The 25,190-nt window shown below is 44.0% G+C and carries 22 protein-coding genes; 8 read left to right on the top strand and 14 right to left on the bottom strand.

What is annotated here, in order from left to right:
• Positions 1-104: 104 nt before the first annotated feature.
• The 3 genes from AZ46_RS03505 to AZ46_RS03495 form a co-directional block, all read right to left on the bottom strand.
• Positions 105-665 carry a glycerol-3-phosphate responsive antiterminator gene (locus AZ46_RS03505; RefSeq protein WP_029285315.1) on the bottom strand — a complete coding sequence of 187 codons (561 nt, stop codon included), beginning with the start codon at positions 663-665 and terminating at the stop codon, positions 105-107.
• A gap of 408 nt (positions 666-1,073) precedes the next feature.
• On the bottom strand, positions 1,074-2,579 hold the full coding sequence (locus AZ46_RS03500; protein ID WP_406818037.1) for a GNAT family N-acetyltransferase: 1,506 nt from the start codon (positions 2,577-2,579) through the stop codon (positions 1,074-1,076).
• A 101-nt stretch (positions 2,580-2,680) separates the two neighbouring features.
• Positions 2,681-3,343, bottom strand: coding sequence for an HAD family hydrolase (locus AZ46_RS03495; protein WP_029285320.1), 663 nt, complete (start codon positions 3,341-3,343; stop codon positions 2,681-2,683).
• Between the two features lie 181 nt (positions 3,344-3,524).
• On the opposite strand from AZ46_RS03495, the gene AZ46_RS03490 reads away from it, so the two are divergent.
• On the top strand, positions 3,525-3,962 hold the full coding sequence (locus tag AZ46_RS03490; RefSeq protein WP_029285322.1) for a disulfide oxidoreductase: 438 nt from the start codon (positions 3,525-3,527) through the stop codon (positions 3,960-3,962).
• Between the two features lies 1 nt (position 3,963).
• Positions 3,964-4,428, top strand: a complete 465-nt coding sequence (locus AZ46_RS03485; RefSeq protein ID WP_029285324.1) for a thioredoxin family protein — start codon at positions 3,964-3,966, stop codon at positions 4,426-4,428.
• 48 nt (positions 4,429-4,476) lie between these two features.
• On the opposite strand, the gene AZ46_RS03480 is transcribed toward AZ46_RS03485, so the two are convergent.
• Positions 4,477-4,869 (bottom strand): DUF5365 family protein, encoded by a 393-nt coding sequence (locus AZ46_RS03480; protein ID WP_234703469.1) that lies wholly within the window; start codon positions 4,867-4,869, stop codon positions 4,477-4,479.
• Positions 4,870-5,034: 165 nt separating this feature from the next.
• Between AZ46_RS03480 and AZ46_RS03475 the strand changes: the two genes are divergently transcribed.
• Complete coding sequence (locus AZ46_RS03475; protein WP_029285328.1) at positions 5,035-5,946, top strand: RluA family pseudouridine synthase; 912 nt, start codon at positions 5,035-5,037, stop codon at positions 5,944-5,946.
• A gap of 42 nt (positions 5,947-5,988) precedes the next feature.
• Here AZ46_RS03475 and AZ46_RS03470 read toward each other — a convergent pair whose 3' ends face one another.
• From AZ46_RS03470 to AZ46_RS03460, 3 genes are all read right to left on the bottom strand, one after another.
• Positions 5,989-6,408 carry a GNAT family N-acetyltransferase gene (locus AZ46_RS03470; protein WP_235728199.1) on the bottom strand — a complete coding sequence of 140 codons (420 nt, stop codon included), beginning with the start codon at positions 6,406-6,408 and terminating at the stop codon, positions 5,989-5,991.
• Between the two features lie 20 nt (positions 6,409-6,428).
• Positions 6,429-7,016 carry a class D sortase gene (locus tag AZ46_RS03465; RefSeq protein ID WP_029285333.1) on the bottom strand — a complete coding sequence of 196 codons (588 nt, stop codon included), beginning with the start codon at positions 7,014-7,016 and terminating at the stop codon, positions 6,429-6,431.
• 144 nt (positions 7,017-7,160) lie between these two features.
• Positions 7,161-7,991 carry an aldo/keto reductase gene (locus AZ46_RS03460; protein ID WP_029285336.1) on the bottom strand — a complete coding sequence of 277 codons (831 nt, stop codon included), beginning with the start codon at positions 7,989-7,991 and terminating at the stop codon, positions 7,161-7,163.
• A 143-nt stretch (positions 7,992-8,134) separates the two neighbouring features.
• Here AZ46_RS03460 and AZ46_RS03455 point away from each other — a divergent pair, with 143 nt between their 5' ends.
• Positions 8,135-8,974 carry an EcsC family protein gene (locus tag AZ46_RS03455; protein ID WP_029285338.1) on the top strand — a complete coding sequence of 280 codons (840 nt, stop codon included), beginning with the start codon at positions 8,135-8,137 and terminating at the stop codon, positions 8,972-8,974.
• Between the two features lie 20 nt (positions 8,975-8,994).
• Here the strand turns inward: AZ46_RS03455 and AZ46_RS03450 are convergent, their stop codons facing one another.
• Positions 8,995-9,393, bottom strand: a complete 399-nt coding sequence (locus tag AZ46_RS03450) for a DoxX family protein (protein ID WP_029285340.1) — start codon at positions 9,391-9,393, stop codon at positions 8,995-8,997.
• A 472-nt stretch (positions 9,394-9,865) separates the two neighbouring features.
• Here AZ46_RS03450 and AZ46_RS03445 point away from each other — a divergent pair, with 472 nt between their 5' ends.
• Both AZ46_RS03445 and AZ46_RS03440 read left to right on the top strand, forming a co-directional pair.
• Positions 9,866-12,400: a glycoside hydrolase family 31 protein gene (locus AZ46_RS03445; RefSeq protein WP_029285342.1), complete on the top strand. Its 2,535-nt coding sequence runs from the start codon at positions 9,866-9,868 to the stop codon at positions 12,398-12,400.
• 60 nt (positions 12,401-12,460) lie between these two features.
• On the top strand, positions 12,461-14,227 hold the full coding sequence (locus AZ46_RS03440; protein ID WP_029285344.1) for a glycoside hydrolase family 66 protein: 1,767 nt from the start codon (positions 12,461-12,463) through the stop codon (positions 14,225-14,227).
• 651 nt (positions 14,228-14,878) lie between these two features.
• Here the strand turns inward: AZ46_RS03440 and AZ46_RS03435 are convergent.
• From AZ46_RS03435 to AZ46_RS22490, 3 genes are all read right to left on the bottom strand, one after another.
• Positions 14,879-16,783 carry a S8 family serine peptidase gene (locus tag AZ46_RS03435; RefSeq protein ID WP_152554715.1) on the bottom strand — a complete coding sequence of 635 codons (1,905 nt, stop codon included), beginning with the start codon at positions 16,781-16,783 and terminating at the stop codon, positions 14,879-14,881.
• Between the two features lie 367 nt (positions 16,784-17,150).
• The gene (locus AZ46_RS03430; RefSeq protein ID WP_029285348.1) at positions 17,151-17,741 is read right to left on the bottom strand and encodes an NAD(P)H-dependent oxidoreductase; all 591 of its coding nucleotides are present in this window, start codon (positions 17,739-17,741) and stop codon (positions 17,151-17,153) included.
• Between the two features lie 59 nt (positions 17,742-17,800).
• On the bottom strand, positions 17,801-19,309 hold the full coding sequence (locus tag AZ46_RS22490; protein ID WP_029285350.1) for a methyl-accepting chemotaxis protein: 1,509 nt from the start codon (positions 19,307-19,309) through the stop codon (positions 17,801-17,803).
• Positions 19,310-19,430: 121 nt separating this feature from the next.
• On the opposite strand from AZ46_RS22490, the gene AZ46_RS03420 reads away from it, so the two are divergent.
• Together AZ46_RS03420 and AZ46_RS03415 are read left to right on the top strand one after the other, a co-directional pair.
• Positions 19,431-20,669, top strand: coding sequence for a M14 family metallopeptidase (locus tag AZ46_RS03420; RefSeq protein ID WP_029285352.1), 1,239 nt, complete (start codon positions 19,431-19,433; stop codon positions 20,667-20,669).
• The gene (locus tag AZ46_RS03415) at positions 20,669-21,448 is read left to right on the top strand and encodes an alpha/beta hydrolase (protein ID WP_029285354.1); all 780 of its coding nucleotides are present in this window, start codon (positions 20,669-20,671) and stop codon (positions 21,446-21,448) included. The genes AZ46_RS03420 and AZ46_RS03415 overlap by 1 nt, the downstream gene beginning before the upstream one ends.
• A gap of 74 nt (positions 21,449-21,522) precedes the next feature.
• Here the strand turns inward: AZ46_RS03415 and AZ46_RS03410 are convergent, their stop codons facing one another.
• The 3 genes from AZ46_RS03410 to AZ46_RS03400 all read right to left on the bottom strand — a co-directional run bounded on the left by AZ46_RS03410 (position 21,523) and on the right by AZ46_RS03400 (position 24,619).
• Positions 21,523-22,521: an inorganic phosphate transporter gene (locus tag AZ46_RS03410; RefSeq protein WP_029285356.1), complete on the bottom strand. Its 999-nt coding sequence runs from the start codon at positions 22,519-22,521 to the stop codon at positions 21,523-21,525.
• Between the two features lie 11 nt (positions 22,522-22,532).
• Positions 22,533-23,153: a DUF47 domain-containing protein gene (locus tag AZ46_RS03405; protein ID WP_029285358.1), complete on the bottom strand. Its 621-nt coding sequence runs from the start codon at positions 23,151-23,153 to the stop codon at positions 22,533-22,535.
• Positions 23,154-23,356: 203 nt separating this feature from the next.
• Positions 23,357-24,619, bottom strand: coding sequence for a dicarboxylate/amino acid:cation symporter (locus AZ46_RS03400; RefSeq protein ID WP_029285360.1), 1,263 nt, complete (start codon positions 24,617-24,619; stop codon positions 23,357-23,359).
• Between the last annotated feature and the right edge of the window lie 571 nt (positions 24,620-25,190).

Genomic DNA, 25,190 nt, shown 5'->3' with positions numbered 1-25,190 from the left:
TCTACAAAAATGTAAAGAACTGCTGTGGATCTCCGTTTCTCCGTCACATTTATTAACTTGCCCTTATGGTACATGCTAATGAAAGCGGTGTCAACAGAAATTTCTTATAGTTTTTGATAATTTTTCCATAAATCCATTTCCGATGAGGTCACGGCCGTAGCCCCTGCCTGCAGCGCCTGATGCACCTCTTCTGACGTTTTCACAAAGCCTCCTGCAAAAATCGGGATCCCTGTTTTCTCCTTAATTTCTGCAATCAAGCCCGGAACAAGACCCGGAAGAACCTCAATATAATCAGGCTTTGTTCTCGCAATCAGCTCCAGACTTTTTTCAAGGGCACTCGAATCGAGCAAAAACAGCCGCTGAATCGCATAAATCCCGCGCTGCTTTGCTTTGGCAATCACATTGGACCTTGTGGAAATCAACCCGGCAGGCTTAACCTCTTGGCAGATGAACTCAGCAGCATACTCATCATGCTTCAGCCCCTGAATCAAATCCACGTGTATCAGCATTTTCTTGTTTGAAGAATTGGCAAGACGGACGATATTCCGCACCTGTCCAAGGTGTGTATCAAGAAGCACTCCGTATGTATAAGGACTGTCGAGAAACCGCTCAAACTGCTTCATATTGCGGATAGCAGGCAGAATCTGCTGGCCTTCAAAACTCATAAATCGTCCTCCTTCCATTTTTTAGTTGTTCTTATGAATAATGGCATACAAGGAATGTACTATATACGGGATGACAACTCAAGGGGGGAGTTAGTGGAACACGTTCTCTACTTAATTTAGTTTGGAAAGTGCTCTTAAGATCCGATTAGAACACTTTGTCTTTGCTCCCGCATCTGGAAAGTGTTCTTAAGATCTGATTAGAACACTTTGTCTTTGCTCTGACATCTGGAAAGTGTTCTTAAGACCCGGTTAGAACACTTTGCCTTGGCTCTCGCATCTGGTAAGTGCCCTAAAGACCCGATTAGAGCACTTTGTCTCAGCATTTACATCTGAACAGTGTTCTAACAGCCTTCCATAAAAAATGAGACAAAGAAAATCTCTGTCTCCATAAAAGGGTTTCTTTCCAAATCAGTTCTTCTTATAACGGATTCCATACACGTCATGTCTTCTGTCTTTAAGCTGTCTGACTGTGCCGGACTGGCGCTGTCTGCGGAGGATCTCGAGGTCAACATCTCCGATGACGACCATTTCTATATTTGGATTGCACTCCCCGACGATGCCGTCTCTTGCAAATTCGAAGTCAGACGGCGCGAAAATGGCTGACTGCGCATACTGGATATCCATGTTTTCTGTCTGCGGCAGGTTTCCGACCGTTCCGGAAATCACCGTGTAAATCTGGTTTTCTACAGCGCGTGCCTGTGAACAGTAGCGGACACGGAGATATCCCTGACGATCTTCTGTACAGAAAGGCGTAAAGATAATTTTTGCCCCTTTGTCAGCAGCAATCCGCGCAAGTTCAGGAAACTCGATATCATAGCAGATCTGAATGGCAATTTTCCCGCAGTCAGTATCAAATACTTTAATGTCGTCGCCCCTGCTGATGCCCCACCATTTGCGCTCATTCGGCGTAATGTGGATTTTGTATTGTTTTTCAATGGTGCCGTCTCTTCTGAAAAGATAGGCCACGTTGAAAATTTTCCCGTTGTCTTCTTCAACAAAATGGGAACCGCCGATAATGTTTACGTTGTATTTGACAGCAAGCTCTGTGAACAGGCTGATGTATTCCTCTGTATATTCCGTTACCCTCCGGATGGCCCTGCTCGGTGATTTTTCATCCAGGAACGACATTAACTGTGTCGTAAGCAGCTCCGGGAATACCGCAAAATCAGCGGAAGCATCGGAAGCAACGTCTGTATAATACTCAACCTGTGTCGCAAATTCTTCGAACGAATTGATTTGCTTCATCTGATATTGGACCACGCAGATGCGAACCGGAAAAGCTGTTTTGTAATAGCGTTTTGAGGTTGGAAGGTAATCAACGTTGTTCCATTCCATCAGCGTGGCATATTTGCCCGAAGCTCTGTCATCAGGCAGGTAGTTCGGGTTGATCCTCATCAGTGTAAAGCCATTCAGCAGCTGAAAAGACAGAACAGGATCATAAATTTTATGCTGCTTCACTTCCTGTACGTACTGCCTTGGCGAAAGCTCTTTTTCAAATTTATGATAGTTCGGGATTCTCCCCCCGATAATAATACTTTTCAGGTTCAGTCTTCTCGCAAGATCTTTTCTTGCCTCATAAAGTCTGTGGCCTATTTTCATCCGGCGGTAATCCGGATGCACCATGACCTCGATGCCGTACATATTGTATCCGTCCGGATTGTGGTTGGTGATATAGCCGTTGTCTGTAATATCATCCCATGTGTGTCTGTCGTCATACTCATCAAAGTTAATGATCAAACTTGAACACGATCCGATGATTTTGCCTTCAAATTCAGCACAGAACTGTCCTTCGGGAAAATGTTCAAGATGGCTTTCAAGATGCTCCCTTTTCCACGGAACCATGCCCGGGAAACAAAGCGCCTGCATAGCCAGAATTTCATCTATGTCTTTGTCTTCAATATTTCTGATAATCATCTTTTTCTCAAATTTCGATAAGTCAATTGTATCTGTCACAAAAATCGCTCCTTTATTTCTTACCAGCAATTTATTCCCGCTAGAAACCGGTTTAAAACATGTTAACGATTTAATTCAATTTTTCTGATCACTTCTGCAAGCTCCATCTCTGCCATTGATTCCAGCCTGTGGTCAATCTCTGCAAATTCCATATGGGCCGTCACACTGTTTGGAACAATGGTGCAGAACATTCCCGCACGTTTTGCTGCAAGTGCCCCGTTTGCTGAGTCTTCAAAAGCCAGGCACTCTTCAGGCTTCAGGCCAAGGCATTCTGCCGCTTTTATGTAAAGGGCCGGGTCGGGCTTTACTTTTTCCACATCATCAGAGGTGCGGATGCACTCAAAATAATCAAATAAGTTCAGAGATTTGAGATAGGTGGAAACCCACTGATAACTGGAACTTGAGGCCAGACCGATTTTCAGTCCAAGGTCCTGTGCAGCAAGCAAATAGGCTTCAACGCCTGGTCGCGGACCTTCCGTTTCCATTCTTTTAGCGAATTTTTCTTTTCGCAGAGCCGCCAGGTCTTCATGCACCAGCGTTTTCCCAATCTGCTCTTCTAAATACTGATACGGGTTAAAATCTGAGGATGTACCAATGACTTTCCCCCACACCTGCATCGGAAGGTCGCTCCCATGCTCCTGAAAAATTTCCTGGAGCACTTCATACTCGTGCGTTTCTGTATCCAATATCAGTCCGTCAAAATCGAAAACGATTGCTTTGATCACTGTGTGCCCCTCCTATCAAGTAGTATGTTCATTATATAACGGATTTTAAAAAGAAAGAAAATGGGGAGTGTTTGGGGAGTGATATCCGGGGCGCACCCTATCAAAAGGCGCTTTCATTTTACAAGAATGGGCCCGGCAACTATAATATGTCGTGTAACCTTATTGATGGAGAGGCGATAGTGTGTCTGAACAAGAGAAAAAATACATAGAAAATGCTTTGTTTACCGCCTGGGGAGCGTCCTTCATTTCGATGCTCGGCAGCTTATATTTTTCAGAGATTCTCGATTTTGTTCCATGTAATCTCTGCTGGTATCAGCGGATCCTCATGTACCCGCTGGTCGTGATCCTTGGGATTGCCGTCATTAAAAAAGATTATCAGATTGCCTTTTACACGATGATTTTATCAGGCATAGGCGGAGCAATCTCCATTTACCACTACGCCGTCCAGAAGATTGATTTTATCGGGGAGAATTCAGCCGCTTGCGGTATTGTCCCATGTACTGGTGAGTATATTAACTGGCTTGGATTTATTACGATCCCGTTTCTCGCATTAATCGGATTTTCAATTATTTTTGCAGCAAGCTTTACGATACACAGAAAATGGAAAGCAGGTCGATAATATGAAAAAAATCTTGATATTTGCAGGTATTTTCTTAGTCATTTTCGGAGGCTTGGCCTTTGTCACAACCTATCAGCAATCGGAAAAATCAGAAGGCAATCCATACGGCAAGGATGAGCTGAACTCCGCAACGGTTGATCAGCTTGACGATCCAAACTATCAAAGTATCATTCTTCCTGAAGAAGTAGATGAAAAAATGGACAAAAAAGAAGATTTCATCGTTTATTATTTCAGCCCGACATGCTCACACTGCAAACGGACAACTCCTGAACTTATGCCTGCAGCTGATGATGCAGGTGTTGAAATCGGACAGTTCAACCTTCTTGAATTCGAAGACGGCTGGCAAAAATACGGCATCGAATCAACGCCTACTCTCGTTAAATACGAAAACGGAAAAGAAGTTGACCGTGTAGTTGGATATAATGACGGGGCTTTCTTTAAAGACCTGTTCAGCGAATGGAAATAAACGATCAACGCAAAAAGGGGACACAACCGTGTCCCCTTTTTTCATTCCTTACACAATCCACTTATTCGCCGGTTTTCCGTACTTGCTCACTTCCTCGGCCTTTTCCCTTGAAGCCAGAAAATGATCAAATGTCAGCGGAAGTTTGTAGCCGTACTTTTTTAAAATGCTGATATTGCGGTTATACAGATTCCTTTGTTCTTCCCCCTGCTGATCATCCAAATGATCCAGCAGCGCCGTCAGCGCCTGAAGACTCGACATGATCTGAAAGGCTTCTTTCAGAGTTCCATTATATTGAAGGTCTTCTGAATGGGGTTTCAGTACAGAAAGCTCATCAAGCTGATCAATCGTTTCATCTGAAAAATACCTCGGAAAAATGTCTTCGTACATCGTTTGAATCAGCTCTTCAATGTAATGCTCCTGTTCCTCAGTTGATGCAAACACAATCCTCAAATCTATTCACCTCTTTGCTGCTCACTCTTTGTCTTACTACAACTTTAACATAGCTCCAAACCGCTAAGCAGAGGTAAGTGTTTCCGTTTATAGCTTGGACATCCAAATAGATGGTTTAGTATACTTGAAGAACTACTCACAGTTGGGGGACAAAGAATGAAACGCAAAGGCGAATGGCTGATATTACCTGTCAAGAAAGAGTGGGCGGGATTGTCACTTCAGCAAATGGTAAAAGAAAAACTTCATGTTCCGAAAGGACTTGCCCATAGTTTCAGAATCAACAAAGATGTCAAAGTGAATGAGAAAGACCCGGACTGGACGCAGCCGCTGAAAGAATCGGATTCCGTTATGATACGGGTATATCAAGAAGAGGATTGCGGCACCGCTGCTGAATATATGGAGCTTGATTTTTTATACGAGGATGATCATTTCCTTATTGTGAACAAGCCGGCAGGGATGGACACTCATCCGAATGAGCCGTCTCAAACGGGGACTCTTGCAAACGGGATCGCTTCCCATTTTCAGATGAACGGCTTATCGCGGAAAATCAGGCATATTCACAGACTCGACCGGGATACATCAGGTGCCGTCGTTTTTGCGAAACATGCCTTGTCGCATGCGGTACTTGACCGGCTGCTTGAAGAACGAAAAGTAAAGAGAACCTATACGGCCGTTGTCCAAGGCGAAGTGAAGCAGAAAAAAGGCAGAATCGATCATCCAATCGGAAAAGACCGGCACCACCCGTCCCGCAGGAGAGTTTCACCGGGCGGACAACCAGCTATTACGCATTTTAAGCGCGAAGGATATACCCGTAAATTTGATGTATCTCTATTGAAGCTGCAGCTTGATACAGGCAGAACACACCAAATTCGTGTCCATGTCAGCCACATCGGCTTTCCGATTACTGGAGATGTCCTGTACGGCGGCAATCAAAATCTTATTCGCAGACAGGCGCTGCATGCATCGGAAATATCCGTCGTGCACCCATTCACAGGTGAAGAAATTGAGGTTTCTGCTCCGTTTCCTGAGGATATGAGAGATCTGCTTGTGCGGCTGGAGTTTCTTTAAAAACATGAAAAATGCTCCGGATATCTTGTCCGGAGCATTTTTTTACAGCTTCTTATTAAAAACGTGACTTACTCTGTCAAAACCCATCTTTTCTTCATAAAACCGGTGTGCGTCCTTCCGCTGATTGCCTGAACTCAGTGAAACCATGCCGCAGCCTGATTCTTTCGCAAGCTCTTCTACATGGTGCAGGAGTTTTTCCCCGTATCCCTTGGACCTTGAAGCTCCGTCCGTCACAAGGTCATAAACATAAATGTGTTTTTCGTTATAGAAGTTCGTCAGTTCAATAATGCCTGCAAGTCCTTTTATCTGATTTTCATCATAAAGGGCAAGCAGCCTGTAGCCCTGCTTCTTCATAGGCTCAAGCAGCCCCAGGTAATCCTCTTCACTCAGATTCACCCTCAGCTGGGACATGACAGGATAGGCTTCTTTACATTCTGCATTTGTTTTCAATTCTCTAATCATCAAGTTGCCTCTCTCCAATCTCATTCCGCTTTTTCAGCATAAATAATATACCTCTCCGGTGCGCTTCCGACGAAACTGAATGGATAGCACGTTGTCAGGACCAATTCTTCTTTTTCATTTTGAAGAGTGATCACGCTGAGGTCATCGGCATCGACGATTTTCGTCGATTTGATTCGGTATTCAAATTCTCCGTATGGCAGGGCGACGACAAGCGAGTCGCCTATTTTCAGCTCCCCTGCTTTTCTGAAGACCGTGTCTCTGTGGCCGGATAGAACAATCTGTCCGTTTTCATTCGGGTAATAGCTGCCTTTGTAGTGTCCGACTCCTTTGGCCAAGTCATCCGGGTCTGTCCCTTCGACGATTGGCAGCTCGGCGTCAAGCCGGTCAATTTTCAGAATGCCGACAGCATCGCCTGTTTCAGCCTCGTACCGGTTTTCCTGAGTCGGCATTTCAGTTTTGGAGCTTGCTGAGGCTTTGATGATCGCTTCCGCATCCGCAAGAGACTGATTCGTTTTAAGGTGGGTTTCTGCAATCTGAAAGCCCCCGTAGCCTGTCAAACAAAGTCCGGCAGCAATTAATAGTATTGGAAAAAATGATAATTTTTTCATATAGCCGGCACGTCTCCTTTTACTGTTTCATCCATTTTGATTATATCAAATTTGAAAAATTCGGACATGTATTTTTCTCAATTTTTTACAAGAGCCCAACAAAAAAAAGACTGTTCATTAAGAACAGCCTCATTCAGCATACAATTAAAAATCAAAATTATCCGGATCCGGACCTACACGCTCATCGCGGTTTAAGCCGTCGATGCGTTCCATGTCTTCTTGTGTCAATTCGAAATCAAAGATGGCTGCATTGTCGTAAATGCGGTGCTCTTTCACTGATTTTGGAATGGTGACTACGCCATTTTGAAGATCCCAGCGCAAGATGACCTGAGCGACAGACTTGCCGTGTTTTTCTGCAATTTCTGTCAGTGTCGCGTCGTCTAGCAGTTTGCCCTGCATAAGCGGTGACCATGCTTCAAGCTGAATGCTGTTTTCTTTGCAGAAAGCATGAAGCTCTTTTTGAGTCAGGCGCGGATGGTATTCCACCTGGTTTACCATAGGAACGATTTCAGCGTCTTCCATGACATCTTTCAGATGGTGAACCTGGAAGTTGCTTACGCCGATTGCTTTTACTTTTCCTTCTTTGTAAAGTGTTTCAAGAGCTTTCCATGTTTCTTTGTACTTGCCTTTAACCGGCCAGTGAACGAGGTAAAGATCAAGATACTCAAGACCAAGTTTTTTCATGCTTTCGTCAAATGCTTTAAGGGTAGAATCATAGCCCTGATCAGCATTCCATACTTTAGTCGTAATGAAAAGCTCTTCGCGCGAGACGCCGCTTTCTTTGATGGCTTGTCCCACGCCCTCTTCATTTCCGTAAATTGCAGCGGTATCGATGCTTTTATAGCCTGCTTCGATTGCCCATTTAACAGAGTTTACAACCTCATTTCCGTCTTCCACTTTAAAGACGCCAAGGCCAAACCAGGGCATATTCACTCCATTATGTAAAGCTGTTGTATCCTGCAGATTTTTTGCCATTATTGTATCTCCTTTCTGAAACTCAGAATAAACCTATTATCTGATAAACTTCGGCAAAATCCAAAAAATATGCTTCATTTTTTCTTTTTCCTGTTCCCTTTTGCTAAAATGAAGAAAAAGCCAGGGAAAGGGCGCGGTGAACGGTGGAAACAAAGGAACAGCTTCTTGCACGTTTAAAAGAAATTGAGGAATGGGAAGACGATCAGAAAGGCCTGTTTTTCTGGGAGAAAATCGGCCGGATTCCTTTTAAGATTCTTGATAAATTGACGCCTGCATTTATTCAAAAAAAAATCGGCGTTCTACTTGATGAGCTCGGAAGCTTCATCCAGGGAGGCGGAAAATACTTAACACAGAAAAACGGCATGCTGAAAAAGGTGCAGCAGCTCGTTCCTGATAAAACGATTGAAACGATCGGTGACCTGAAAACCGTCCCCCTGAATGTCATGAACATTGTAAGCGGCGATCTGAAAACAAACAGGGGAAATGTGGCGACGGTTCAGGGAGCAACGACCGGGTTTGGCGGAGTTTTCACTCTTGCAGTGGACATCCCTGTCATCCTTGGTCTGTCGCTGAAAACCCTGCAGGAAATCGCGGTCATCTACGGCTATGATCCTGATGAAAAAGAGGAGCGCATTTTCATTGTGAAATGCCTGCAGTTCGCCTCTGCCGACGTGGTTGGAAAAGAAGCGATTCTAAACGAACTTTCAGGCTATTACGGACGCAGCGCAAAGCCCGCGGACATGCTTTCAAAACTGCAGGGCTGGCGGGAGGTTGTCTACACGTACCGTGACCACTTCGGCCTCAAAAAACTTCTGCAGATGGTCCCTGTTGCCGGCATGCTTTTCGGCGCCTATACAAACCGCTCAATGATAAAAGACATTGCTGAAGCAGGCATTATGCTCTATCAGAAAAGAAGAATTCTTGAAAGACTGGAAACAGAATCTCCATTCGTTATAGAAAATGAAAAAGGAACTCACATTTGAGTTCCTTTTTTCATGCCGTATTAAAAGAAGTATGCATCAAGAGAATATGCACCTGCACCTGTAAGAGCAACTCCCACAGCCACGGCAAGCAGTGTCAGGTTCAGCTCATAGCCGTTGTTTGCAGCCCAGAAGCCATTAGGCGCATGAACTTTGAAGATTGCAACAAGCATCGTTCCCGCGAGCGCAGCACCTGCAAGAGGTGTAAACAGTCCGGCTGCAAAAAGAGCACCACCTGCAAATTCAGCAAGTCCCGCAAGCAGCGCCATCGCAACTCCGGGCTTAATTCCGATCGATTCAAAAAATCCCCCTGTCCCCTTCAGTCCGTGTCCCCCGAAAGAACCGAACAATTTTTGTGCTCCGTGAGCCATAAATGATAAACCGACAACAAGACGAATCAGTAAAAGTCCTAAATCTAACATGCTAATCATCCTTCACAAATTATTTTTAATTCGAGATATATAGCTAAAAAAATTTGCCTTCTTTACCATATATGCGGCTCAGAGACGAATAATACTTTTAATTAAAATATCTTGAATTCAAAGTAATTATATGACCGATTTGTAAAACTGTCAATCCGTTTTGTAAATTTCGTGAGGTTTATTTTTTTGAAAAACAGACGTGTAAACGCTCTATGTAACTTTTGTTACATATCATGAGTGTAATGTCCTGCTTTCTGTAACATTTGAAATCGGCCTAGACGGATGGATTCATTTTCATTTTTTCTGTTACCCTTTTCACAAAGTTTCATGATCGCTTACATTCCTGCAACAGCAGCATGTCTGGGCACATGGACACTCTCAGATTCCAAATTTTATGGGGGTTGCCTGTCTATACATGTTTTCTCTATAGTTTTCATGTGCTTACACACAAAAATTTCAAAGAGGTGACATGATGCAACATTCGAAAAATATGAAGCGTACTGTATTTGCTTCTGCACTTGCAGTAGTCATGGCAGTTTCAGGCCTTGCACCAAGCGCATCAGCCGTAACTCAGCCGGAAGCTGACACGCCGCTGAACAAAGAAAACCTTCAAAAGCTTGCTGTTAAAAGCATGAAGCGCCTGAACAACGGCGTAAAGCTTGATCTTGGCACAAACGATGCATACATACGTATCCTTGATGAAGATCTCGCAAAGGTAACCGTCCTTGAAAAAGGCGAAAAAGAAAAGGAAACTCCGGCCATCTCCAAAAAAGACTGGAAAACTCCAAGATTCTCTGTAAAAGACAAGAAAGATCACTACGAACTTCGAACAAAAGAACTTATTATTCATATTAAAAAATCTCAATTCGGCGTTAAATTCATGGATGAAAAAGGCAATGTCATCAATGAAGACTACATGAACAACGGTTCGGCCGGCTATGAAAACGGAAAGCCGTACGTGATGAAGAAAACAAATCCTGACGAGAACTTCTACGGATTCGGCGAACAGTCAGGCCTTGAAGTCAACAAACGCGGCAAAAGCATCGGAATGTGGAACACAGATGCCTACGCCTATACCAAAGATACAAAATACTTATACACAACGATTCCTTTCTTTATCGGCTTGAAAAATGAACGTGCCTACGGAATTCTTTTTGACAACTCCCACCGTTCTTATTTTGAAATGGCCTCTGAATCTGATGACTACTACTACTTCTACGCTAACGGCGGAAACTTGAGCTATTACTTCATGAACGGCCCGGAAATTTCTGACGTTCTTGACCGCTACACAGAACTGACAGGAAAAATGGACGTTCCTGCAGAATGGTCCCTCGGCCTTCACCAAAGTAAATGGGGCTACACAGCTGACGAAATTCTGAATGTAGCAAAAACATACCGCGAGAAAGAAATTCCGCTTGATACGATGCATTTTGACATCGACTATATGGACGGATACCGTGTCTTCACTTGGAGTGAAGAGTACAAAAACGCTCTTAAAACATTAAAAACAATGCCTGGATTCAAAGCAATCGCCATCAACGACCCGGCAGTGAAGCAAGACGAAAACTATCAAATGTACCAGGAAGGCACAAAAAATGATTTCTGGGCAAAAAATGCTGACGGCACTCCGTTCATCGGACCTGTATGGCCTGGTGACTCAGCTTTCCCTGACTTCTCTAAAGAAGAAGTGCGCGAGTGGTGGGCAGGCAAGCACAACATTCTGTTTGACGAGGGAATTGACGGCATCTGGAACGACATGAATGAACCTGCCGTATTCCTTGATGATGAAAGACACAACCATACAATGCCGCTTGACACATACTTCGGCTATGATGACAGCAAAATTCTTCATACTGAATACCATAACCTTTATGGACACGACGAAGCAGACGCTACGTACCGCGCTTGGGAAAAACACAAGCCAAACACCCGTCCATTCGTTTTAACTCGTGACATGTTTGCAGGATCACAGCGCTATGCTGCTCTATGGACAGGCGATAACGTAAGTAACTGGGAACATCTTGAAATGTCTCTTCCTATGAACATGAACATCGGTATGTCCGGTATTTCTTTTGTAGGAAATGACATCGGCGGATTTGCGCAGCGTCCTGATGCAGAGCTCTTCGCACGCTGGATTGAGGTTGGAGCATTCCTTCCATTCTCACGCATTCATTACGATAGTGATGCAAAAGCAGAAGTGAAGCAAGGGCAGGAACCTTGGGCTTTCGGACCTGAAGTTGAAGGCATCAGCAAGAAATACATTGAAATGCGCTATAAGCTCCTTCCTTACCTGTACAACGCATTCCAAGATTCTGCAGAATCAGGATCACCTGTTCAGCAGCCTCTTGTTTATCAGTTCCAGGAAGATGAAAACACATATGACATCAGCGACCAGTTCATGTTCGGAAACTCCCTGATGCTTGCACCTGTTGTAAAACAAGGACAGACAAGCCGTGACGTTTACCTTCCTGACAATGAAACATGGGTTGATTACTGGACTGGAAAAGAATACAAAGGCGGCCAAACGATCAGCGTTTCTGCTCCGCTTGAGCACCTTCCGATCTTTGTGAAGAAAAACTCGATCGTTCCAAACCGCGATGTACAGCAGTACACAGACGAAAAGCCGCTTACGGACCTGATTCTTGATACGTACCTGACTGATGAAGCAGAGTACAGTTTCTATGAGGATGACGGCAAAACACTTGACCACGAAAACGGCGAGTACAACGAAACAAGCCTGAAAGTGGAAAAACGCGGAAAAGACATCCTCTTCAAGCAGAAGAAACTTGTTGAAAACTATGACTCTAAGCTTGAGAAATACACACTGAAGCTGAATAACACGGCTAAACCTAAAGAAGTAAAAGCAGGCTCTGCAAAATACAAAGCAGCTGCGAGCATGGATGAAATGACAAAAACGTCCCGTTCATACTTCTATGATGCAAAAGCCAAAAAGCTCTATGTAAATATCCCGGTTGAAGAAAAAAGGGATGTAAGAATCAAGCAATAAATTAAAAAAGGGGGACTGGCTGATCATTAGCCGGTCTCCTTTTCTATTAAGGGTGAAAACATGAGAAAAAAGATTCTTTTGCTGCTGTCTCTCCTGTGCTGTCTTTTGGCTATTTTCCTCTATAAGAATAACCAGAGCACTCCGGTTCCGGAAAAGAAGGAAACAGCGGACATCACTGATATTCACACAGACAAAGCAAGATACAAACCCGGAGAGCCTGTCAAATTTGAGGCATCACTTGCAGAACGCTCCGGCAGCAGCCTTACCATTACCTATATGAAACTGAATGAGAAAATCCAAACCCAAACCGTAAATGCTGAAAACGGAAAAGCCGTCTGGTCCTGGCAGCCTCCCGAGGATGATTTTACAGGCTACCTTGTAAAGGTGCAGTCCGAAAAAGAGGCTAAAACCATCGCAGTTGACGTTTCAAGCAGCTGGTCTGTTTTTCCCCGCTACGGATTTCTATCCGAATTCGGCAATGTCAGTGAAAAAGAAGCAGCTTCTGTGCTGAAAAAGCTGAACCGGCATCATATAAACGGCATTCAGTTTTACGACTGGCATTATGAACATCATCAGCCGCTGAAGATGACAGAAAACGGACCTTCGCCTGAATGGCAGGACATTGCAGGAAGAAACGTTCAGCTCGGGACGGTTAAAAATTACATTGAAATTTCTCATGAATACGGAATGAATGCCATGGCCTATAATTTGCTGTACGGAGCATTCAGAGGAGCAGAAGAAGACGGTGTCAAAAAGGAATGGATGCTGTTTAAGGATCCGCATCAAAAAGAACCTGACTTTCACCCTCTCCCTGATGACTGGAAAAGTGATGTCATCCTCGCAAACTCCAATGACCGCAGCTGGCAGGATTATGTGATCGGCAGGCAGAAGCAAGTCTATCAGGCTCTTGATTTTGACGGCTGGCACATCGACCAGCTCGGGGACCGCGGAGCAGTGTATGATTCTCAAGGGAAATCTGTTAATCTTGCAGACGGCTTTGATGAATTTCTGCATTACGCAAAATCACAATCCCCTGATAAACGAATTGTGATGAATGCGGTCAATCAGTTCGGCCAGGAGAATATATCGTCTGCTCCAGCAGATTTTTTATACACAGAAGTCTGGGATCCTTATAAGTACTATGGTGATCTGAAGAAAATCATTGACGACAACAGAACAATGTCAGACAGCAGAATGAACACCGTCCTTGCGGCCTACATGAACTATGACCTTTCGGATAATAAAGGCACATTCAACCCGCCAGGCATCTTTTTAACAAACAGCGTCATTTTCGCAAGCGGCGGAGCCCATCTGGAGCTTGGCGAGCATATGCTGTCAAAAGAATATTTCCCCCATCATCAGCTGAAAAGTGATCATGAGCTCTCAGAAGGCTTAATTCGTTATTATGATTTTCTCACAGCTTATCAGACTCTTCTCCGCAGCCGGGATTTAAAAGAAACGGAAAATGAGATTGAGAGCCGTTCGGATGTAAAGATTACCTCTGTTCCGGAAAAAGGAGCGGTCTGGTCGTTTGCCAAACAAAACCGCCATCAGAAGATGCTCCATTTTATTAATTTTACGGAAGCGGATTCCTTGGAATGGCGGGATACATCAGGCACGCAGCCGGAGCCTGCGCTTCGCAAAAACGTGTCCATCCGCTTATCTGAACCCAGGAAAATAAAAAGCATCTGGATGGCAAGTCCTGACGCGAAAGAAGGCATGTCCCAGACTGTTTCTTTTACTCAGAAAGGCAACAATGTCATCATAACTTTGCCTTCTCTGAAATATTGGAGCATGGCTGTGATTGAATATGATAAGAGCATGTAATATAAATGGCTGCCTCATCTTGTTATACCGTACGAACAGGCGCGTTTCTTATGTTATCTGAACCCGGCCCCGCACCGAGTTTATGCTGCTAACTCATATTTGAAACACTTTCGCCCCGGACCCGCACTGAGTTTGTGCTGCTAACTCATGTTTGGAACACTTTCGCCGGGGACAAGCACCGAGTTTATGCTGCTAACTCATATTTGGAACACTTTCGCCACGGACCCGCACCGAGTTTATGCTGCTAACTCATATTTGGAACACTTTCGCCGGGGTCCCGCACCGAGTTTATGCTGCTAACTCATGTTTGGAACACTTTCGCCGGGGACAAGCACCGAGTTTATGCTGCTAACTCATGTTTGGAACACTTTCGCCCCGGACCCGCACCGAGTTTATGCTGCTAACTCATGTTTGGAACACTTTCGGCGGAATCCCGCACCGAGTTTATGCTGCTAACTCATGTTTGGAACACTTTCAGCGGGGACCCCGGCAGCTGTTTGTACCATACGCAATGGCGGGAAACGCTCGCTGCAGAAGCCAGGCCTGCCAGCAGATTATAAAACGTTTAACCTCAACTAACAAAATAAAAAAGGGTGAATTTGTGTAGTGCTCAAATTCACCCTTTTTATGTCCCAGCCTTGTATTTAATTCTTATTGAACAACAGCAAAAGAGAAATCCTGTGTTCCCGTCGGCACATTGTATGCCTGTACTTCAATGGTATACGTCCCGGCTTCAGCACTTGGAAGAATTACTGTTTCCACGTTGTTTCTTCCATCCCACTCGCTGTTATACGGAGATGTAAAATCGTTTCCTGTATATGTTTTTCCGCTCGGAGATTTGATGACAAGATCCAAATCATTTACGAGGGAAACCGAAGCAGAGGGGTTACCTGGGTAATCCGTCCACGCAAGCGCGATTCTGAGCGGTTTTCCGCTGACTGCGGTAAAGCTGTATGCGGCTTTCTCACTTGTTCTCAGTGCTTTTGTTTCATTAACAAAGGCAGCCTGTGCAGACTTGTCCATCGTTACCCGGCCCCAGCCTTGATTGCCGTTAGGATAGCCAAGACCGGTGTCCTGTGCACCCGCGATAAGGGCAGCCTTAATTAAAGATGGCTTCGGGGTGATGCCTTTGTTTTTAATGAAATGCTCGCGGAGAAGAGCTGCATTTCCCGCAACAAGCGGTGTCGCCATAGACGTTCCGCCCATGTAGGCATACTTGCTGTTATATGTCGCCCAGAAGTTAGCATCCGGCGCCAGTGATGAACGAGTAGAAAGAATGAACGTTCCAGGGGCCACGATGTCCGGCTTTACACGTCCGTCAGAAGTCAGGCCTCTAGATGAGAACGCGGCAATGTGGTTAATGTTGTCCGCATACGTTCCGAACGAAGGACGGTTATTTTCTGAAGCACCGACCGTAATCGCATTTTTAGCTGTTCCCGGCGTACTCAGCGTTTTCGCATTGGGACCTTCATTGCCTGCAGCAAAAAGCACGGTCATATCGTCATTATTGTAGACATATTCATCCACCTGCTTTGATTCAAGCGTATACGCCCCGTTTACGGGAGCTCCCCATGAATTTGTATGAATGCGCGCACCTGCACTGTAGGCCTGTGAAAACAGCGTGTTCAGGTTGCTCGGAAGCCCTCCAAGCCCGCCGCTTGCATCCATAATAGATTGAAAGACCAGACTTGCCTTTGGTGCCATCCCTTTAAACTGCGCATCTCCAAGAACAGATCCTGCTACGTGTGTTCCGTGACCGTCCGGATCACTTGAATTGTTCGTTCTGCCTAGGGCATACAGAGCTTTGATTTTCCCGCCTTGGAACGCTTCGTGCATCGATGCATCATTTCGTCCTGTATCAAGACCTGTATCCGCAACGGCCACTGTCTGGCCCGCACCTGACAAACCGTATGTGCTGCTTGCAGTTGTTGTTTTCATAATTCCTGCTGCAACATCATTGTGAAGCTGAAATGTATTTGACTTGCCGACAAACAGGGTATCCTCGCGGCTGGCCAGTTCAATGATTTCATTCAGCGTTCTTTTTGCAAACTTCTTCTTATTTTTAGCTGTATCCTTCAGCTCAACGTCAAGGAGCTTTCCAAATCCCTCTTCAACGAGTGCAGGATCCAATTTATATAATGGGAGATAGGCTGTAACCGATGAAATCCCCTGCTTTTTCTTTAAAGCTTTTACTGCGCTCTTCTCTGCTTTCACAACAAATGCAAAATCCGGTACATATTCCATGATTTCGGCGCCCGCATCCGTAATAGCCGCACGGTCTGCCTCTGTCACAGGTCCATTAAGCTGAACCACATACAGCGAACTCTTTGCACCTGCCGCCTCGAGCTTCTTCAAAACGTTCTTTGGAAGCTTGTCTGCATAGCCGTCCATCTTGAACATCGCTTTGCCGCCTGTCCGGTACTCACTGCTGTAAGATGATACCTGACTTGCTTTTAATTCCTGCAGCTGCCCGTTCATTTGTGCAGCAGACGCATTTCCGTCAGGCAAAAATACAAGACTTCCCGCCAAACAAACCGATACTGCCAAAGCCGTCATTTTAACACTCTTCCCCAAACTCACTCAGCTCCTCAACAATCCTATTCTAGAAGAATTTTCTTACTCTTCTATTCTCTACTAATCTATCACATGAAAGCAGAACTGTTTATTGGGAAATAGACCTCTATATTTAAAAATAATAGAAGTATATTGCAAAGGTTTTCACAACATAAAAATCCTACTGCAGAACCTGTTGCGGGAGACAAGACTGATACTTTAGATAGAAAAAGAGGTTCTCTTTACGCTGTTATACTGGACGAAAGGTTTAACCTCATGACTGATTTTGAGTTTTTAGGAGGAAAACTTCCGCAGGGAAGAAATTTTTTCTGAGCAGAGCAAAAAAGACCTCCCATATGAGAGGCCTTCCCTATTGCTGCTGTCCCACCATTTCAACAACTTCCTTCACTTCATTCAGCATGACTTTTCTCGTTTCTTCATCGATGTATTCGACACTGTACAAGAACTTATGTGCCAGAACCTCCACACCGCAGAAATTCATAATCCCGATATCAAATGCCGCCTGCATGGCCATGGTAATCTGAGGCGGCTTCAGCACTTTTTCAGGCAGTCCGGTCGTCTGAAAAATGAGGGCCTGTTTGCCCTTAAGCAATCCAACCGGCCCTTCATCTGAATATCTGAATGCAAATCCGTTCGTAAACACTCTGTCAAAATAGCCTTTCATGATTGCCGGCATTCCAGACCACCATGTAGGATAAACAAAAACAAGAAAATCCGCCCAGGTAATATCTTTCTGTTCAGCCTGTACGTCTCCAGGAATTTTATCCTGATAAAAGTGCGAATAGCTGTTTTCAGTTAAGATGGGATTAAAATTCATCCGGTACAAATCCCGTTTGCGCACATTATACTGCTTGTCTTTGAATTCCTGTTCAGCAGCGTCGCAAATAGCCGCATTGTAGCTTTCCGGATTTGGATGCGCAAGAATAATCAATACATTCATTTTCTTCTCCTGAATAGCTTTTTTACTAGTATTTACTAGAGAATAAAAAAGTATGAATTTTAACCTGCGGTTTTTTCTTCTGCTGCGGCATGCAGCATTGCCGCTTTTTCATCAACTCCTTCAGCAAATGAGGCGATTTCCTGAAGAGATGCACTCATTTGTTCCATGACAGATGCCACTTCAGAAATTCTGTCCTCATTTCCGCTGTACTGTGATCTGAGCTGATTTATGCCAATTCTCACACTGTTGCCATTATGCTGAAGCTTCTCAATAATTCTTACCAGTTCATGGAGATGCTGATTGTTTCCTTCCTGAATTAAAATCAGCCGGTCAAAGTCATCTGCTGCATTTGAAATAGAAATTACGCTGCTTTTAACGATGGAATCTGTATGATGAAGCCCTCCAATTACTTTATCTTTTGCAGCAAGGATTTCCTGTAGAATGCTTTGAATCATGACGGAGGATTCAGATGACTGTTCGGCAAGCTTGCGGACCTCATTTGCCACTACTGCAAATCCCTTGCCATGATCGCCTGCGCGCGCAGCTTCTATCGCTGCGTTCAATGCAAGCAGATTTGTCTGATCCGCGATTGCCTGAATGTGTTCCATCACAGATTCTACTTCGTTTGTCTTCCGGGCAAGGAGCTGGACATTATCCATCGATGAAGCAGATGAATCTTTGATTTTATCAATTGATTCCACCGTTTTATTCAAATTAACTTTATTGGATTCAATCATTTCCATCGCAAGGTCTACATTGCTGTCAAGCTGCTGTGTAAACGTCAGCGAATTTTCAAGCTGCTCATACATGCTGCTGACTTCAGACACCGCACCATCCATTGTTTTATACAAATGCTGTGAATCCTGATGAATGGATTGGATGGACTGGTTGACTTCGATGACACCGCTGTTGGAATCTGAAACGGTGTGATTTAAGTGGGAAACATGCTCTGAAAGCTGCCATGCAGACTCCTGAACGGAATCAAGCAGTCCATTAAGCTGACCCTTTAAAGCTTCACTTTCATCCAGCATCACTGAAAACCTTTTTGTACTATTTAAAAATAATATCCCGATAAGGATAAATTGAATGCCATAGTAAACAGCTGTCAGCACAGACCGGTTTAAACTTGTTTCAATGACAAGTTTGTCAGCCAGCCAAAGATGAGAAAACTGGGCACCAAGCAAAAGCGGAATCAGAACGATAAATGTTCTTTTCATAAGCTGAAAATCCGCATACAGACCGGCAACTCCAAGCGGTATAAGCCAGACAAACGGCACGTTTACCCACGAATCAGTATGCAGGACAAAGGCAAATATGATCATACTGCCGATTGACAGGTCTTTGAATCGTTCTTTCTTTTCAGAAACCCTGTAATAAATGACAGGTATTAAAAATAATGAAAAGAACAGCTGGTAAGCTATATTAATAACCGTCAGATCTGGCAATCCGTACATAACAATCTGCAAGATATTGTTTATTGCAAGTACAATGGCCGCAGCCACAAACACCTTTACCAGAGTTGCATTTACATTTTCTTCATTGCTCTTCTTTAAGGATGAATTCTTCATCTTTTTCCTCCTTCTGACCTCTCTCCCTTATATTTCGTCATATTTTTCCAAACTTCTACTCTTTCAGAAAATTTTCCAATATAATGATAGAGTCAGAAAAAAAGGAAGAGGAATAGGTACTATGATAAAAAAAGGAATAATGATTCTAACAGGAGCAGCCGTTTTACTCGTTTTCATTTATCCGTTCGCGATTCAATCACTTAATCAGCGGGACACCCACTCTATGGAAGACGTTTTTCCAAAGTCGTATGATGAATCCAGACAGACTTTTTTATCATATGAGAACGTCCTGAGGCCTAAATGGACGAATGTCCGGCACGATTCCTTCAGCCTGAATGAAAAAGATACGATAGATTCAATCAAGGCTGATGCAACAGAAGAAAAAGAAAACCTTATTATGCTCACCGGAGGCGTGCACGGCATCGAAGGGTACGCAGGGAGCGCGATGCAATCCATTTTTGTCAGAGAGCTTGCAGGACAGCTGAATGAAAAGACAACCGGCCTGCATATCGTCCATGCCGTAAACCCATGGGGAATGAAAAATGAACGCCGCTATAATGAACACAACGTTGATTTGAACAGAAATTTTGTCTATGACTGGAACAGCTTTGACCTCAGCCATAATAGAAACTATGAGGAGCTGAATGAGTTTTTTGAACGTGAAAAAAGGGTTGGGCACATGCTGCTTCATGATGCAGGGTTTTATTCCAGGGTTGCAGCGCGGGCTGTGACGAGCGGAACATCTGCGATTGAACAGGCCCTTCTTACAGGCCAGTATGCATATCCTAAAGGTGTCTATTACGGCGGAACGAAAGACGAACCTTCTACAGCCTATATGAAAGGTTTATTTAAAGATATTTTGGAAAGCGGCTATAAAAAAATTGTTCACATTGATCTTCATACAGGTTACGGTCCCCGCTATCAAATGAGCATTTTCAGCTCATCAAAAGAAACAATGACAGAAAAAGAAGCGGAGAAAGCATTCAATTATCCACTCGTTTTCACCCCGGATTCGAAAGATTACTATGTGACAAACGGTGATATGACGGAATATTTTTACAGATTAAAAGAAGACCTTTCCCCAGAAAAAGAGCTCTACTCCACTACTTTTGAATTTGGTACACTTGGAGATGGGACCGTTGCTTCCATTCAGTCTCTTAAACGGACAATTGAAGAAAATCAGCTTTATTTTAATCAATCCGGCAGCAAAAAGTCAGAAGATATTATACATAATCGTTACCTGGAACTGTTTTATCCGTCTGAAGAAAAGTGGAGGAAAAAAGCAGCTGCCGATTTCAAAGATGCTGTTAATGGCGTTTTAGCTTATAAGAAAATTTTGCGTGAAGAGGAGATAGAATAATGATCGAGACATTTAAAGTATCCATTTCCGCCTTTGATTTAGAGAGACAAGTCACTGTTTTTCTGCCTGAATCCTATCGTCAAGGCAGCGATTCCTACCCAGTCCTCTACATGCACGACGGACAGAACCTGTTTGAAGACAGCAAAGCAAGCTTTGGGGTAAGCTGGGGCTTGAAAGAGCACCTTGAAGAGAGTGGCATGAACCTGATTGTTGTGGGCATTGACTGCAATCATGAAGGATATGGACGTTTTGATGAGTACGGACCATGGGTGAATCATACCCTTGCAAAGGATCTCATCGGGGAACCGGGTGAGCTTGGAGGAAAAGGAGAAGCCTATATTGATTTCATCGTAAATGAGCTGAAGCCTCTCATAGACGGGAAATACCGGACACGGCCGGATGAAACAGCGATGGCTGGAAGCTCAATGGGCGGTCTCATTTCAACATATGCCGCCTGCAAATATCCTCGCATTTTCAAAAGAATCGCCTCGGTCTCTTCTGCCTATTGGTTTAACCAGACCGAGCTTGAAGAGCTGATTAAAGAAAGTGACCTCTCTTCTATTGAACGTTTTTATATGGACGTGGGCACGAAAGAGGGCACAGCTTCTGTCCGCTGGCAGGATTACATAGATTCAAGCAACAGCGTTTACGCCCTGCTGAAAGAACGGATTGAAAATTGCCGGTACGACATCGTACAGGACGCTGAGCATAATGAAGCGGCGTGGAGAAAACGGGTGCCGGAGATATTGGATTACCTATACTCTGATAAAAAAGCGTGAATCTGCGGATTCATGCTTTTTTCATTTTTGACTGTACATAAAAAGCCCTCCAGAACGCTGGAGGGCATCATCTATTAAAAGAATAAATTCAGAATGAAGTAAGAAATTGCTGCAAGTGTGGCTGAAATCGGCAAAGTAATAAACCATGTAATCACCATTGTTTTAGCCGTTCCCCATTTAACGCCTTTCAGTCTGTGTGCAGAACCTACACCCAGGATGGAAGATGAGATAACGTGTGTTGTACTTACAGGCAAATGTATAAGAGAAGCGCCAAAGATAACGGCAGCTCCTGTAACGTCAGCTGCAACTCCGTTGACTGGACGAATTTTCATAATTTTACCGCCAACGGTTTTAATAATTTTCCAGCCGCCGACGCTTGTTCCAAGACCCATGGCAAGTGCACATGAGAATTGAACCCACCACTGGATATCCGTAGTGCTCTGAAGATTTCCCGCAATGAGAGCCATTGTAATGATACCCATTGCCTTCTGAGCATCATTTGTTCCGTGAGTATAGGACTGCAGCGCTGCTGTTGCCACTTGGATCGCACGGAAGTTTCGGTTTGTTTTTGTCAGGTTGTTGTTTTTAAAAACGACTTTAAAAATGCTGTAAACGATATAACCTACAACAAAAGCAAGGATCGGAGACAGAATCAGGGCCTGAAGAATTTTCAGGAAACCGGTATAGTTCAGGGAGCTGAAACCCGCAGCTGCAATAGCAGCACCGGCAATTGAACCGATAATCGCATGGGACGAACTGCTTGGAATTCCGTAATACCATGTGATCAAGTTCCAAGTGATGGCCGCAATCAATGCTGCAAGAATAACGACCGAACCATTTTGAAGGGTAAATGGATCAACGATGTCTTTCGTAATTGTTTTCGCAACACCTGTAAAAGTCATCGCACCTACGAAGTTCATGACTGATGCCAGAATGATCGCCTGTCTTGGTTTCAGAGCTTTCGTCGAAACGGAAGTCGCGATTGCATTCGCCGTATCATGGAATCCGTTAATAAAGTCAAACGCCAGGGCAAAAATAACGATAAGTATGGTAAGAATCAGAATTGTATCCATATAATCGCCTCTTACGCGTTTTTCATGATGATAGTTTCAAGTGTGTTGGCTACACCCTGGCAGCTATCAGCAATCTCTTCTAACGTTTCATAAATCTCTTTATGCTGAATAATTTTAATCGGATCTTTTTCTGTTGCAAATAAGTTTTTAACAGCTGTGCGCAGGTAGTTATCACAGTTTGATTCAAGTTCTTTCAATTTAATAGCATGTGTGCGGATATCAATCAGCTTTTTATTTGAAAGCAGATCAATCGCTTTTGCAATTTCAATTGTACACTCATTGATTGTGTCAACAAACTTAACCATATACTCAGTAGGCTGTGTGACAGAATACATTTCAAAAAGCGCAGCTGAATGTTCGATGCCATCCAAAACATCGTCCATTATCATCGCAAGCTGAAGAATGTCTTCGCGCTCAATTGGTGTGATGAAAGCTTTGTTAAGCTCCATAATAATGGTGTGAACATATGAATCACCTTTTGATTCATATTCTTTGATTGTTTCCGAGAACACTTTCAGGTCGTTTCCGTTTTTGATTTTGTAATCATAAAAGTATTGACCTGTTTCTTTTAAGTTCTCAGATATTTGACTTAACATTTCAGAGAACTTATCTTTTTTTCTCTTAATAGCCATTTCTTTTTCCTCCAAGGAGCCAAATTGGTTGTTTTCTCTATCTCTCTATTTGCAACTTAGAAAGTATATAACTTTATGTCGAATCAGAAAAGACTTTGTCGTTAATTTTAACAATTTCTTTACAAAGGATTAATATTGGTAAAGTATTCATATGTTATGTTTTTCTGATATGCAAAAAAAAAGCGGAACATGTCCGCTTTTTTTTACTTTGCAATAGAAATCGGAGCTGAACCTGATTGATCTTTTGGAGGATGGAACTCATTCTCCATTTTTGAAACAGCTACTGTAGCTACTCCGTTTCCGATCAGGTTCGTAATCGCACGCGCTTCAGACATAAAGCGGTCTACACCAAGGAGGAGTGCCATTCCTTCAACAGGAATCATCGGGAAGGCTGCGAGAGTTGCTGCGAGTGTGATAAACCCTGAACCTGTTACTCCTGCGGCTCCTTTTGATGTAAGCATCAAAATTCCCAGAAGAGTCAGCTGCTGCCAGATGCTCAAGTCGATGCCATATGCCTGGGCAATGAACATCGCTGCCATTGAGAGGTAGATGGATGTTCCGTCAAGGTTGAAGGAGTATCCTGTAGGGATGACAAGACCGACAACTGATTTTGAACAGCCGTACTTTTCCATCTTCTCCATCATTTTCGGAAGTGCTGATTCTGATGAAGATGTACCGAGAACAAGAAGAATTTCTTCCTTAATAAAAGCGATAAATTTAAATATGCTGAAGCCGTAATATTTTGCAATGGCTCCGAGTACAAGAATGATAAACAGGAACATCGTGATATATACCGACCCCATCAGCTTGCCGAGAGCAACAAGCGAGCCGATCCCAAACTGTCCGATCGTATACGCCATCGCACCGAAAGCCGCAAACGGCGAAACCTTCATGATCATATTGACGACTCCGAAGAAAATGTCTGTCAGTCTCTCAAAAAGCTGCACAACCGGCTTTGCCTTTTCACCAACAGCTGCCATCGATACCCCGAACAGAACAGCGAAGAATAAAATAGGAAGAAGCTCCCCCTCCGCCATGGCGCCTACTACGTTCTCAGGAATAATGCCAACCACAAAATCCACAAAACCGTGACTCGTCTCTTCCGCCTGCTCCGTATACTGGGAAACATCCCCGCCTTCAACCGCGTCCGTATTAAAGCCTTCCCCCGGTTTCACAATCCCGACGACGATAATCCCGATTGCAAGCGCAAAGGTCGTCACAATTTCAAAATACAAGAGAGCCTTTCCGCCAATCCGTCCGACCTTTTTCAAATCCCCCATGCTGCCGATTCCAATAACCACTGTAAAGAAAATAATCGGCGCAATCACCATTTTGATCATCTTTATAAACACATCAGCCAGAACCTTCAGCTCAATCCCAAAAGCCGGAAACAAAAACCCAACCGTAATCCCCAGTATAATCCCAATCACAACCTGAACCGTCAAATTCCTGAAATTAACCTTCACCTGCACCCACCCCTTCACTTTTTGTTAGCGCTTACAATATAACCCTTATAATAACTGAACATTTCCACAACAAAAGCTTTAGAACGTAAAGTTCGTTTTGGTCTTTGTGGTCACAGGAAAAGCGGAATCAGCCGTTTAGCTCCGACAGACAGAAAAGAAATCACCCGAAAAGTCCGGGTTTGACTTTTTGGGGGATTTTGTTCTGGCGGAGGAGCTGGCTGATGGAGCTGGACAATGAGAAAAGCGGAGCCGACTGTTTATGCCTGGCAGTCAGATAAGAAATCCGTGGAAAAGTCCGGGTTTGACTTTTTCATGGATTTTGTTCTGACAGAAGGACTAGGAGGCGGAGCTGGACAATACGAAAAGCAGAATCGCTCGTTTAGCTCCGGGAGTCAGATAAGAAATTGACCAGAAAGGCCGGCCTTGCCCTTCAATCCGGATTGAGACCATCAAGCTGGCCATCTCACACTTTTGATGACACTATTAACGCGGTTTAGAACCATCAAGCTCCCAACCCCAACCCTTTGATGGCACTTTTAACTCTCTTTAGAACCATCAATCCTCCAACCCC

The organism is Metabacillus indicus LMG 22858, from assembly GCF_000708755.2.
Classification (GTDB): domain Bacteria; phylum Bacillota; class Bacilli; order Bacillales; family Bacillaceae; genus Bacillus_P; species Bacillus_P indicus.
Note: the sequence above shows the minus strand (reverse complement) of the source record. Positions and strands in the feature narration are given on the sequence as shown.

Bases quoted from the DNA above. Each gene is read 5' to 3' on its own strand.
- AZ46_RS03505 (WP_029285315.1), bottom strand. From the start codon at position 665: ATGAGTTTTGAAGGCCAGCAGATTCTGCCTGCTATCCGCAATATGAAG.
- AZ46_RS03450 (WP_029285340.1), bottom strand. From the start codon at position 9,393: ATGTTAGATTTAGGACTTTTACTGATTCGTCTTGTTGTCGGTTTATCA.
- AZ46_RS03465 (WP_029285333.1), bottom strand. From the start codon at position 7,016: ATGAAAAAATTATCATTTTTTCCAATACTATTAATTGCTGCCGGACTT.
- AZ46_RS03460 (WP_029285336.1), bottom strand. From the start codon at position 7,991: ATGGCAAAAAATCTGCAGGATACAACAGCTTTACATAATGGAGTGAAT.
- AZ46_RS03435 (WP_152554715.1), bottom strand. From the start codon at position 16,783: ATGACGGCTTTGGCAGTATCGGTTTGTTTGGCGGGAAGTCTTGTATTT.
- AZ46_RS03500 (WP_406818037.1), bottom strand. From the start codon at position 2,579: ATGATTATCAGAAATATTGAAGACAAAGACATAGATGAAATTCTGGCT.
- AZ46_RS22490 (WP_029285350.1), bottom strand. From the start codon at position 19,309: ATGAAGAATTCATCCTTAAAGAAGAGCAATGAAGAAAATGTAAATGCA.
- AZ46_RS03410 (WP_029285356.1), bottom strand. From the start codon at position 22,521: ATGGATACAATTCTGATTCTTACCATACTTATCGTTATTTTTGCCCTG.
- AZ46_RS03445 (WP_029285342.1), top strand. From the start codon at position 9,866: ATGCAACATTCGAAAAATATGAAGCGTACTGTATTTGCTTCTGCACTT.
- AZ46_RS03485 (WP_029285324.1), top strand. From the start codon at position 3,964: ATGAAAAAAATCTTGATATTTGCAGGTATTTTCTTAGTCATTTTCGGA.
- AZ46_RS03405 (WP_029285358.1), bottom strand. From the start codon at position 23,153: ATGGCTATTAAGAGAAAAAAAGATAAGTTCTCTGAAATGTTAAGTCAA.
- AZ46_RS03475 (WP_029285328.1), top strand. From the start codon at position 5,035: ATGAAACGCAAAGGCGAATGGCTGATATTACCTGTCAAGAAAGAGTGG.
- AZ46_RS03430 (WP_029285348.1), bottom strand. From the start codon at position 17,741: ATGAATGTATTGATTATTCTTGCGCATCCAAATCCGGAAAGCTACAAT.
- AZ46_RS03440 (WP_029285344.1), top strand. From the start codon at position 12,461: ATGAGAAAAAAGATTCTTTTGCTGCTGTCTCTCCTGTGCTGTCTTTTG.
- AZ46_RS03415 (WP_029285354.1), top strand. From the start codon at position 20,669: ATGATCGAGACATTTAAAGTATCCATTTCCGCCTTTGATTTAGAGAGA.
- AZ46_RS03420 (WP_029285352.1), top strand. From the start codon at position 19,431: ATGATAAAAAAAGGAATAATGATTCTAACAGGAGCAGCCGTTTTACTC.
- AZ46_RS03470 (WP_235728199.1), bottom strand. From the start codon at position 6,408: ATGATTAGAGAATTGAAAACAAATGCAGAATGTAAAGAAGCCTATCCT.